Annotated in this window: 7 protein-coding genes; 5 read left to right on the top strand and 2 right to left on the bottom strand. The window is 67.7% G+C overall.

The features are described from left to right. The gene (locus BT264_RS16395) at positions 1–6,033 is read right to left on the bottom strand and encodes an alpha-2-macroglobulin family protein (protein WP_072438786.1); all 6,033 of its coding nucleotides are present in this window, start codon (positions 6,031–6,033) and stop codon (positions 1–3) included. A gap of 310 nt (positions 6,034–6,343) precedes the next feature. Between BT264_RS16395 and BT264_RS16390 the strand changes: the two genes are divergently transcribed. The 5 genes from BT264_RS16390 to BT264_RS16370 all read left to right on the top strand — a co-directional run bounded on the left by BT264_RS16390 (position 6,344) and on the right by BT264_RS16370 (position 11,537). Next, on the top strand, positions 6,344–6,850 hold the full coding sequence (locus BT264_RS16390; RefSeq protein ID WP_072438784.1) for a sugar dehydrogenase complex small subunit: 507 nt from the start codon (positions 6,344–6,346) through the stop codon (positions 6,848–6,850). After that, complete coding sequence (locus BT264_RS16385; RefSeq protein WP_072438782.1) at positions 6,850–8,469, top strand: GMC family oxidoreductase; 1,620 nt, start codon at positions 6,850–6,852, stop codon at positions 8,467–8,469. Before BT264_RS16390 ends, BT264_RS16385 begins: the two co-directional genes overlap by 1 nt. A 2-nt stretch (positions 8,470–8,471) precedes the next feature. Beyond that, entirely contained in the window at positions 8,472–9,749 is a 1,278-nt protein-coding gene (locus BT264_RS16380; RefSeq protein ID WP_072438780.1) for a cytochrome c, read from the top strand. Positions 9,750–9,957: 208 nt separating this feature from the next. Further along, the gene (locus tag BT264_RS16375; protein WP_072438778.1) at positions 9,958–10,377 is read left to right on the top strand and encodes a DoxX family protein; all 420 of its coding nucleotides are present in this window, start codon (positions 9,958–9,960) and stop codon (positions 10,375–10,377) included. A 56-nt stretch (positions 10,378–10,433) separates the two neighbouring features. After that, on the top strand, positions 10,434–11,537 hold the full coding sequence (locus tag BT264_RS16370) for a porin (RefSeq protein ID WP_072438776.1): 1,104 nt from the start codon (positions 10,434–10,436) through the stop codon (positions 11,535–11,537). Positions 11,538–11,618: 81 nt separating this feature from the next. On the opposite strand, the gene BT264_RS16365 is transcribed toward BT264_RS16370, so the two are convergent. Beyond that, complete coding sequence (locus BT264_RS16365) at positions 11,619–12,161, bottom strand: cysteine hydrolase family protein (protein ID WP_072438774.1); 543 nt, start codon at positions 12,159–12,161, stop codon at positions 11,619–11,621. Between the last annotated feature and the right edge of the window lie 185 nt (positions 12,162–12,346).

The raw sequence follows: 12,346 nt of genomic DNA, 5'->3' as shown, positions 1-12,346 counted from the left end.
TCACTGCTTGGCCGCGTCGGCCGGCTTCACGGTCATCGGCGGGTTCGGCCACAGGCCGTACACGGATGGCGCGTACAGCGCCTCGACGCGCGTCGGCGGCAATCCGAATGTGCCGACGTTGTTCAGCCGCACCGTGTACTCGACCGAGAATTTGCCCTTCGGCAGATAGTCGTAGTACGCGCGGTAGCCGTCGAAGTCGCGCTCGATGAACGCCGGCCACGCGCCGTCGGGCGTCTTCTCGCCCTGCGTCGCCGCTTCGGAGTCGCGGCCGAGGCCCGAACCGAGGATCGTCGCGCCGGACGGGATCGGATCGTTGACGACGACCCACGTCATGTCGCTCTGCGCATCGATGTCGAGATGCACGCGCACGACGTCGCCGCGCGTCAGCACGCCCTTGACGGCGGGCGACACCGGCGTGACGGTTTTCGTGATCCGGTAGCCGGCGGCGAACGGCGAGCGCAGCGGCACGGCCGCGAGGCTCTCGACCGTCGCCCACGGGCGCCCGGTGCCTTCCTGCGTGACGGACAGCGTGGCCGGCGCCTGCGACGCGCGCGGCCACGGCATCAGCACGCTGCGCGCGGCGGCGGCGCGGGTCGCGGCGGTGGCCGACGCCGGCGTGTCGGCCGGGGCCGGCGCCTGCGACCACGAGATCGCGCGCTCGTTGCCGCCGAGCGCGACCTTCGTCGCGCCGGAGACGGGCGTGCTCTCGTAGGTGCGCGAGAAGCGTTCGACCGCGAGCAGCCCGAGCGCGTTCGACGTCGTCGTCTGCCACGCGCCCTGGCGCTGCAGCGCGAGCAGGCCGGCCGTGACGCGCGGCATCTCGTCCTTCCACGCCGGGTCGCCCGCGAATTCCATCGCGAGCCGCGCGGCGTTGGTCTCGTTGCTCGTCATCAGCCACCACAGGTCGTCGTCGCGCGCGGTCGAGAACACGAGCTGCGTGCCTTGGTACGTGAGGCGCGCGCGCAGGATCTGTTCGACCTGCGCGCGTTTCTCGTCGCGCTGCGGGATGTCCTTCACGCGCGTCAGGATCGCGTGATAGTCGATCACCGCCGACGTCGGCCACTGGTTCGGTGCGATCTCGATCGAACCGAGCATGCGGCCTTGCGCGGCACCGTAGCGCGACAGCGCCTCGATCGCGGCGAGCTTGCGCAGGTCGCGATCCTGGCGCGGCGCCCACGCGTTGCGCTCGATGCGGCCGTCGACGAAGCGCGCGAGCCCGGCTTCGAGCTGCGTGCGCAGGTCTTCCGGCAGCGCGAAGCGCGGGTCGGCGCGGCTCGCCTCGTCGGACAGCACGAGCAGGTACGACGACAGCGTCGGGCTGCCGTAGTGAGAATCGTCGGACGACGGCGGGAAGTAGCTCGCGAGCCCGTCGCTGTCGAGATAGACGGGCATGCGCGCGACCAGCGCCTGCCATTGCGCGGGGTCGCGCAGGCCGATCGCGCGCGACGCCTGCTGTTCGAGGCAGCGGTACGGATAGCGCTCGAACCAGCGGCGCACGCCGGGCAGGCCGTCGGCAAGCTTCGACTGCAGCGACACGGCGATGCCGCCGCGCGGCGCGCCCTGTGCGTTGCTCACGGCGCCGGCCGGTGCCGACACGGGCACCGTCAGCGTGCCGTCGACCTGCGCGAGCGTCGCCTGCTGCACGGTTACCGGCAGTGCAGGGACGACCTTCTGCGCGACCGCCAGCGCGTCGGACGCGCGCTTGCCGCCTTGCTCGGCCGCTTCGATGCGCCAGTTCAGCGCGCCGGCCGCGTCGAGCGCCTGCTCGGGCACGGTGATCGTCCACGCGACCTCGGTTGCCGTATTGGCCGCGAGCGACACGGTTTGCGGCGCGACGTCGAGGCCCGTCACGCGCGGCGTCACGACGACCTGCATCGCGCGGTCGGTCGTGTTGCGCAGCGTGACCTGTGCGCGGAACGCGTCGCCTTCGCGCACGAGCGGCGGCAGGCCGGAGATCAGTTGCAGATCCTGCGTGCTGCGGATCGACGTGCTGCCCGTGCCGAAACGGTCGGGGCCGACCGCCGCGATCGCGACGATCCTGAAGCGCGTGAGCGCGTCGTTCAGCGGCACCTCGACGGTCGCGCTGCCGTTCGCGTCGAGCGTCACGCGCGGATTCCACAGCAGCAGCGTGTCGAACAGCTCGCGCGTCGGCGCGCTGCCGCCGCCGCCGCCGGCCGGCACGGCCTTGCGGCCGAAGTGGCGGCGGCCGACAATCTCCATCTGCGCGGTGGCCGTCTCGACGCCGTACGCGCGCCGTCGCAGCATCGCGTCGAGCAGGTCCCAGCTGTTGTTCGGCATCAGTTCGAGCAGCGCCTCGTCGACGGCCGCGACCGCGATCTGCGTGCCGGCCGGCGCGGGCTGGCCGTTCGGCAGCGTGACCTTCACGTGCGCCTGCGCCTTGCCGCGCACCGTGTAGCGCGTCGCGTCGGTCGTCACGGTCACGCCGAGACGGTGGACGCCCGTGCCGACCTTGATCTCGCCGAGGCCGTAGCGGAACGCGGGCTTCGACAGGTCGACGAACGCGGTCGGCGCTTCATAGTGGCGGCCTTCGCGCCAGAACGCGCGCGCCCATTCGACCGGTGCTTTCCAGCCCCACGTGAAGAACGAGTACCACGGCACTTCGCGAATCCGGCCGCGCAGCGCGAGCACGGACACGTAGACGTTCGGCCCCCACGATTCGCCGACCTTCAGGTCGACGGTCGGGTTCTTGCCGTTCAGCTCGACGATGTGCGTTTCCATCACGCCGCCGCGTTCGACCGCGACGAGCGCGGTCGCGTAGCGGAACGGCATGCGCACCTGGAAGCGGGCCGTTTCGCCCGGTTCGTACGAGGTCTTCTCCGGAATCACGTCGATCCGGTCGGTGTTGTCGCCGCCGAACCAGAGTTCGTCCTCGCGCGTGACCCAGACCGACGTCGATGCGTTCGACGTGCGGCCGTCGCCGTCCTTCGCGACCGCGATCAGCTGCACGTTGCCGGCCTGTTCGAGCGTCGCGTCGCAGGCCATGCGGCCCTTGTCGTCGGTCTTGCCCGAGCACAGCACGCCGAGGTCGCGCGTGTCGCTCTTGTTGTCGTACGCATAGAAGCCGCCGACCATCCGCTTGCGCGACGACGTCGTGATGTGCGCGACACCCTTGATCTCGATCGGCACCGATGCGCGCGGCTTGCCCTGCAGGTCGACCGCGAGCGCCTGCACGGGCACGCGCTGGCCGACCGACACCCAGCGGCCGGCCTTGATGCCGGCCACCACCGCGGCCGGCCACAGGATCGTGTCGCCGCGGATCGTCTGCACTTCGCCGTTCGGGTCGGAGAACGTCGCTTCGAGCGCGATGCGCTTCGGCGCGTCGACGTCGGGCAGGCCCTTGAGCGTGACCGAGCCCGCGCCGTTGCGGTCGAGCGTCAGCGGCAGCTTGTCGGCGATCAGCTTCGTCGCGTCGGGATCGTGGTTCGACGACGCGTTGTCGCCGTCCTGCGAATCGTCGTCGGCGTTGCCGTCGCTCGTGTCGGGGCGATACGGCGTGAAGCTGAAGTCCTCGAAGCGATCCGCGAATGGAGGCGACGCCCACTTCATCAGCGCCGACACCTGCACCGGCAGGTTCGATGCGCCGCCGCCCGACACGTAGTCGATCTGCACCGCGAGAGGCGCTTCCTTCACCGCGACGAGCGGGCTCTTCTGCGCATCGCGCGCGCCGATCGATCCCTTCAGCACCGGCAGGCGGAACGCCTCGACGCGGAAGCTGCCGCTGTAGTAAGTGGCGGTCGGCGCGTCTTCCGGGCCGGCTGCAAGTTCGACGCTGTATTCGCCGAGCTTCGCGGCCGGCGGCAGCGTGAACTGCGTGTCCGCGCTGTGATCGGCGGCCCACGTGAGCGGCAGCTTGTACGTCTGGCCCGTGCCGAGATGGCGGATCGTCACGCGCGTCGGGTATTGCGACGGGAACGCGAGGCTCTGCAGCGTCTCGGTACGGATGAAATGCTTCATCGACACGGTTTCGCCTGCGCGCAGCAGCGTGCGGTCGAACACCGTGTGCGCGCGCATGGTCGGTGCGCTGTCGGTGTCGGTCGGCACGTTGAAGCGCCAGGATTCGATCCCGCGGTTCCAGCCCGAGCTGACGAACGCCATGTCGGGGCCCGTCTTCGGATCGTCGACGCGCGCCGACACGAAGTAGTCGTCGAAACGCTCGGACGAGCGGCATTCGTGCTTCGGTTCGAACGGCCCGTCGATCTTCAGCAGGCCCTGCGCATCGGTCTTGCCCGCGGCGATTTCATCGCCGTTGCAGTCCGACACGCGAATCTGCGCGTTCGGCACGGGCTTGCCCTTGTCGAGCGTCGTGACCCACACGAGGTTGTTCTCGCGGCCCTGTTTCAGGTGCACGCCGAGGTTCGTGACGAGCACGGTGGTGCGCACATACATGCTCGACGGCTTCGCGAGCAGCGAGCGGCCGAGCGCGGGCGACGCGAGTTCGAGCACGTAGAAGCCGGGCTTGTCGATCGGCACGCCGACGATCTCGAACGGGCGCAGCGTCTTCGGGTCGGCCTGCGGCAGTGTCAGCGCCTGCGCGCCGGGCTCGCCCTTGAGCAGCGACAGCGAGCGTACGTCGATGCGGCGGTCCTTCGGCGCGGGCTGCTTTTCGCCGGCCTGGAGCGGCACGAAGACGGGGTGCTGGCCCTTGCGTTGGAGCAGGCCGGGAATCTGGCTGTCGATCGAGCCGGCCGTCATCGACCAGTTGTCGAAGCGCTCGACGGTGCGCATCCACTGACGGATCGCGGTGTCGTTCTCGACCTTCAGGTTCGCGAACTGCGCGCCGCCCGCGTTGAGGCCGGCGATATGCAGGTCGGCCTCGACGTTGCGCAGCGTGACGGGCACGAGCGCGGGCGTATCGGGTTCGGCGAAGCGCTCGACGATCCCGAAGGTGCCCGACGAGAATTTCGCGAGCGGCGGCATCGGCGCGGTGCGCGTTGCCAGCGGGAACAGGTCGGCGTTGGACAGCGAGCGGTCGGTCACGTCGCGCAGGCCCGACGGCAGTTCGATCGTCAGCGCGGCCTGCGCGGGCAAAGGCGGGTTGAACGTGACGGTCGTCACTTCCTCGCTGTGGTCGTCGGCCGCGAAGGTCGGCGACAGCGAACCGTCGGAGCCGCGCAGCTTGATCGCCTCGGCGTTCTTGCGCGAGATCGGCGCGTTGAACGACAGCGTGAGCGGGCGCAGCGGCGTGCAGGGCGCCTTCGCGTTCTCGCGTTCGCACGAGAAGCTCGCGGCGAACGGCGCGCGCACGGTGAAATCGAAGCGCCGTTCGGTTTCGTTCGCGATGCCGCTCGGGCTCGCGACGCCCTTGCCGTACACGAGCTGCATCTTTGCGCTCGCCGGCAGCGCCTGCGAGCACGACAGCGTCAATACGCGCGCGGCGTCCTTCTTCAGCCCGAAATGGTCGAGCAGTGCGTTGCGCGTATCGTCGTCGGCGGCCGTGACGGGAATGCGGTTGCCGATGCCGGCCGCTTCGCACCAGATGTTCGCGAGCGCCGAGCGCGGTTCGGCCGGGCCGTTCAGCTTCATCACGAAGACCTGCCGTTCCTCGATCTCCCGCGAGCCGGGGCGCACGTTCACCGGGAACGGGCCGCCCGTCTGGAACGTGAAGCGGCGCGGGCCGCTGGCCGCATTGCCGGCGACCGAGCGCAGCGTGTCGTTGAGCGCGACCGAGCAGCGCACCCCGGGCGGCAGGTCGTTTTCGAAATCGTAAACCCAGGTCTTGTCGTCGAGCCAGTGACCCTGGCCGCGCGCGGCGGTCGAGTCGTTGCAGGTCACGCGCGCGGGATTCGGCGCGGACGCCGAGCCGAACGCGACCATCGGTTCGTCGAACTTGACGACGGTCTGCCGGACTTCGGTGACGGTGCCTTGCGGCGACACGCTCACCGTGCGCGCCGCGAGCGCATGCAGCGACAGGGCCGCGGCGCCGCCGAGCGCCGCGACGGCGCCGATGCGCCAGAGCAGCCGTGTGGTGTGGTTGGTTCGAATCGTGTTGTTCTGTTTGTCGTGCTGCTTCATCGCTCGATTGCCCTCGGAGGGAAGCTTTCTGTTTGATTGCACGGGATTCTAACCGACCGTCGTGCGCACGCATCGTCGCGCGCTGCCGCAGTGTGTCGCCGGCATGCGACACCGGTGCGTCCGTCGCAGATTTGTCGCGTCGACGACACAAAAATGCAGCGAAATGTCGATTGTCTCGGATTGCGGAACATTTAATGGACTATAAAAAGATTGTTCGATCCGATTTGTGCGCGTACATTTCAGGTCCGCGCCGAAGTTTGAGAAATATCAAGCGTGGTTTTCCCGAATCCGGCGTTCGAGAGAAGGAAACATGCACAACGACAACACTCCCCATTCGCGTCGCGATGGCGACGCAGCTGCAACCGGCATCACGCGGCGTCAATGGCTGCAGGGCGCACTGGCGCTGACGGCGGCGGGCCTCACGGGCTCGCTGGCGTTGCGGGCCCTGGCCGATGCGCCCGGCACCGCGCCGCTCGATACGTTCATGACGCTTTCCGAAGCATTGACCGGCAAGAAGGGGCTGAGCCGCGTGCTCGGCCAGCGCTTCCTGCAGGCATTGCAGAAGGGCTCGTTCAAGACGGCCGACAGCCTGCCGCAACTCGCCGGCGCACTCGCGTCCGGCTCGCTGAATCCCGATCAGGAAGCGCTCGCGCTCAAGATTCTTGAAGCGTGGTATCTCGGCATCGTCGACAACGTCGTGATTACCTACGAAGAAGCATTAATGTTCAGCGTCGTATCCGATACGCTCGTGATCCCTTCGTATTGCCCCAACAAACCCGGCTTCTGGGCCGAAAAACCGATCGAGAGGCAAGCCTGATGGCCGATACCGATACGCAAAAGGCCGACGTCGTCGTCGTCGGTTCGGGTGTCGCAGGCGCGATCGTCGCACACCAGCTCGCGATGGCGGGCAAGTCGGTGATCCTGCTGGAAGCCGGCCCGCGCATGCCGCGCTGGGAAATCGTCGAGCGCTTTCGGAATCAGACCGACAAGACCGATTTCATGGCGCCGTACCCGTCGAGCCCGTGGGCGCCGCATCCGGAATACGGCCCGCCGAACGACTACCTGGTCCTGAAGGGCGAGCACAAGTTCAACTCGCAGTACATCCGCGCGGTGGGCGGCACGACGTGGCACTGGGCGGCGTCCGCGTGGCGCTTCATCCCGAACGACTTCAAGATGAAGACCGTGTACGGCGTCGGCCGCGACTGGCCGATCCAGTACGACGACCTCGAGCATTACTACCAGCGCGCCGAGGAAGAGCTCGGCGTGTGGGGCCCGGGCCCCGAGGAAGACCTGTACTCGCCGCGCAAGCAGCCGTACCCGATGCCGCCGCTGCCGTTGTCGTTCAACGAGCAGACGATCAAGAGCGCGCTCAACGGTTATGACCCGAAGTTCCACGTGGTGACCGAGCCGGTCGCGCGCAACAGCCGTCCGTACGACGGCCGGCCAACCTGTTGCGGGAACAACAACTGCATGCCGATCTGCCCGATCGGCGCGATGTACAACGGGATCGTGCACGTCGAGAAGGCCGAGCAGGCCGGCGCGAAGCTGATCGAGAACGCGGTCGTCTACAAGCTGGAAACCGGCCCGAACAAGCGCATCGTCGCGGCGATCTACAAGGACAAGTCCGGCGCCGACCATCGCGTCGAAGGCAAGTACTTCGTGGTTGCGGCGAACGGCATCGAGACGCCGAAGATCCTGCTGATGTCGGCGAACCGCGATTTCCCGAACGGCGTCGCGAACAGCTCCGACATGGTCGGCCGCAACCTGATGGACCACCCGGGCACCGGCGTGTCGTTCTACGCGAACGAGAAGCTGTGGCCGGGCCGCGGCCCGCAGGAGATGACGTCGCTGATCGGTTTCCGCGACGGCCCGTTCCGTGCGACCGAAGCCGCGAAGAAGATCCACCTGTCGAACATGTCGCGCATCAACCAGGAGACGCAGAAGATCTTCAAGGGCGGCAAGCTGATGAAGCCCGAGGAGCTCGACGCGCAGATCCGCGACCGTTCCGCGCGCTACGTGCAGTTCGACTGCTTCCACGAAATCCTGCCGCAACCCGAGAACCGCATCGTGCCGAGCAAGACGGCCACCGACGCGATCGGTATCCCGCGCCCCGAAATCACGTACGCGATCGACGACTACGTGAAGCGCGGCGCCGTGCACACGCGCGAGGTCTATGCGACGGCCGCGAAGGTGCTGGGCGGCACCGAAGTCGTCTTCAACGACGAGTTCGCGCCGAACAACCACATCACGGGCGCGACGATCATGGGCGCGGATGCACGCGACTCGGTCGTCGACAAGGACTGCCGCACGTTCGACCATCCGAACCTGTTCATCTCGAGCAGCTCGACGATGCCGACCGTCGGTACGGTGAACGTGACGCTGACGATCGCTGCGCTCGCGCTGCGGATGTCGGACACGCTGAAGAAGGAAGTCTGACCGTGCGGAAATCTACTCTCACCTTCCTCGTCGCCGGCTGCCTCGCGCTGCCGGGCCTCGCGCGCGCGGCCGACGCGGCCGATCCGGCGCAGGTCAAGCGCGGCGAATACCTCGCGATCGCGGGCGACTGCATGGCGTGCCACACCGCGAAGGGCGGCAAGCCGTTCGCGGGCGGCCTCGGCATGCCGATCCCGATGCTCGGCAAGATCTACACGAGCAACATCACGCCCGATCCCGATACGGGCATCGGCAACTGGACGTTCGACGACTTCGAGCGCGCGGTGCGTCACGGCGTCTCGAAGAACGGCGACAACCTGTACCCGGCGATGCCGTACGTGTCGTACGCGAAGATCAACGACGACGACGTGCAGGCGCTGTACGCGTACTTCATGCACGGCGTCGAACCGGTCAAGCAGGCGCCGCCGAAGAACGAGATCCCCGCGCTGCTGAGCATGCGCTGGCCGCTGAAGATCTGGAACTGGCTGTTCCTGAAGGATGGCGTGTACCAGCCGAAGCCGGCGCAGAGCGCCGAGTGGAACCGCGGCGCGTACCTCGTGCAGGGCCTCGCGCACTGCAGCACGTGCCACACGCCGCGCGGCATCGCGATGCAGGAGAAGTCGCTCGACGAGACGGGCGGCAGCTTCCTGTCGGGCTCGGTGCTCGCGGGCTGGGACGGCTACAACATCACGTCCGACCCGAACGCGGGGATCGGCGGCTGGACGCAGCAGCAGCTCGTGCAGTACCTGCGCACCGGCAGCGTGCCGGGCGTCGCGCAGGCGGCCGGCCCGATGGCCGAGGCGATCGAGCACAGCTTCTCGAAGATGACGGAATCCGACATCGGCGCGATCTCGACGTACATCCGCACGGTGCCGGCCGTCGCCAGCGGCGACGCGAAGCAGTCGCGCTCGTCGTGGGGCAAGCCGGCCGAGGACGGCCTGAAGCTGCGCGGCGTCGCGCTCGCGTCGTCGGGCATCGATCCGGCGCGGCTGTATCTCGGCAACTGCGCGACCTGCCACCAGATGCAGGGCAAGGGCACGCCGGACGGGTATTACCCGCCGTTGTTCCACAACTCGACGGTCGGCGCACCGAATCCGACCAACCTCGTGCAGGTGATCCTGAACGGCGTGCAGCGCAAGGCCGGCAGCGAGGACGTCGGCATGCCGGCGTTCCGCCACGAGCTGTCGGATGCGCAGATCGCCGCGCTCACGAACTACCTGACCGGGCAGTTCGGCAATCCGGCCGCGAAGGTGACCGAGCAGGACGTCGCGAAGCTGCGTTGACGCGGCGGGCGGCGAAGCAGCAGGGCAACATCGCGACATCGCAACATCGAAGAAGAGAGCAGCATCGAACAAGAGGAGGAGCACAGCACATCGGGCCGAGCCCGATGCCGGTTGTTGCAGAGCGGGGCGGGCGGCGCAGGCGGCCGCCCGTCCCGGTTCATTGGCAATCCGGTGCGCGTGCCGCGCATCGTTTTCGTTGATCGACACCATGACACCGAATCAACCGTTTCTCGCGTCCCAGCGCGATGTGCTGCTGCTGCTTTCCCGGATCCTGCTCGTGATCCTGTTCGTGATGTTCGGCTGGAAGAAGATCGTCGACTTTCCCGGTACCATCGCGTTCATGGGTTCGGAAGGCGCGCCCGCGCCGATCGTGTCCGCGGCGATCTCCGTCGCGATGGAGCTGTTCGCCGGGGTCGCGATCCTGGTCGGCTTCCAGACGCGGCCGCTCGCGCTGCTGCTTGCGCTGTATACGATCGGCACCGGCCTCATCGGCCATCATTACTGGACGATGACGGGCGGCGAGCAGATCAACAACATGATTCATTTCTACAAGAACATCGCGATCTCGGGCGGCCTGCTCGCGCTCTGCGCGGCCGGCCCCGGACGTTTTTCGATCGATCGCGGATGACCGGGCGCGCGCATGGGGCGCGCGTCGGATGGTCGAGACTCCGAGGGGGCATCATTTTGCGACTCAAACATTTCGCATGGCTGATCGCGGCCGCCACGCCGGCGGCCGCATTCGCACAAACGAGCGTGACGCTGTACGGCCGTGTCGACGGCGGCGTCGAATACCTGAACCACATCGCGACGCCGAACGGCAGCAAGTCGCGCTGGAGTGCGGAAAGCGGCGACTGGGGCACCAGCATGTTCGGGCTGAAGGGCATCGAGGATCTCGGCGGCGGGCTGTCGACGGTCTTCAACCTCGAAACCGCGTTCCAGGTGATGAACGGCCAGACGGGCGGCGGGCGCATGTGGTCGCGGCGCGCGTATGTCGGCCTGAAGAGCGACACGTGGGGCCAGCTGCAGGCCGGCCGCAACCTGTTCATCGACAGCGATGGCGTGTGGGAATTCGATCCGTTCGTGCAGCAGGCGTTTTCGTCGGCGTCGCTCGTGCGCGGCCGCAACTGGCAGCAAAGCAGCAACAACATCGAATATCACAGCCCGGTGATCGGCGGCTTCGACGTGCAGGCGCAATATGCGTTCGGCAACCAGTCGCGCGGCTTCAACTACGGCGCGGCCGACGATTTCGGCCGCTCGGACGGGATCATGATCTCGTACCATTCGCCGGTGCTCGACGTGCGCGGCATCTACGACGAACTGCGCGACAACAACGGCAAGTTCAGCAATATCTTCACCGCGTCGCGCGAGTACTTCATCGGCGCGAACGTGAAGGTGTCGAAGTTCAAGATCCAGGGCGCGTATACGCACTACCAGGCGCCGGACAGCCCGGCCGGCGTCGCCGATCGCGCGGATCACTACTGGCTCGGCGCGACCTACACCGCGACGCCTCAATGGGCCGTGACGGGCGGCGGGTATTACGTGAAGGTCGGCGACGGCGGCGGCGATGCGTCGCACGATCCGTCGGGCCACGCGATCATGTATGTGCTCGGCACCACGTACAACCTGTCGAAGCGCACGTTCCTGTACGGCACGGTCGCGTATGCGCGCAACGGCGGGAATTCGAACTTCTCGCTGCTCGCGACGCCGCGGGATGCGACGTCGGGTACGAGCCCGCTGACGGGCGAGTCGCAGACGGGCGCGTATGTGGGGATGATGCATACGTTCTGAGCGGGGCGACTACGGACTTGCACACAACGCACGGGCCGTGACCCGTGCGTTGTCGCGTTTACGGAGCGCGATCGGTGTCGTTCAGAACACGCACGCCTCGGTCGTCGTCAGCATCGCGAACGGCCCGTCGAGCGTTGTGTTGTGATGCGCGACGATCTGCTCGGCCCGCAGCGCGGGCGTGTCCATGCAGGTGTGCGCATCGGCGACGAGCACCGCGCGAAAGCCGAGATCGGCGGCGGCGCGGCAGGTCGTATCGACGCAGTACTGCGTCTTCATGCCGGTGACGACGAGTTCGCCGATACCGGCCGCGCGCAGCCATTCGGCGAGCCGCGTGCCCGCGAAGCAGTTCGGCCGGGTCTTGTCGAACACGGTGTCGCGCGCGGGATCAATCGCAAGTTCCGGCAGCAGCGCGGCGAGCGGCGAATCGGGCGCGATCGGCGTGCCGGCGGCTCCGGTGTGACGCACGGCGAACACCGGCGCACCGCCTTCGTGCGCGAGGCCGATCAACCGGTTGATGTTCGCGAGCACACGTTCGCCGTCGTGCGGACGATCGGGACCGTGAAACAGCCCGACCTGCATGTCGACAACGAGTAGCGCGCGTTTGGGGGAAGGGGCTTCGGACATTGCATTTCTCCTGAGTGGCCGATACGGACGGAGAAACGACAAGACCCCGTCCGGAACCGGCGGGGCCTGTGAGGAATCGGTGCGCTACGACCTTGCGCGCACTCGCCGCACGAGCCCGCCGAAGGCGGTCGTGCGCGTGGTGGTCGAATGAGTGGTCGTGGCGTGGCGCATGGAACGATCATGCC

The sequence above is a fragment of the Burkholderia sp. NFPP32 genome, assembly GCF_900119325.1.
Taxonomy (GTDB): domain Bacteria; phylum Pseudomonadota; class Gammaproteobacteria; order Burkholderiales; family Burkholderiaceae; genus Burkholderia; species Burkholderia pyrrocinia_C.
This window is presented reverse-complemented; position numbering and strand designations above follow the sequence as displayed.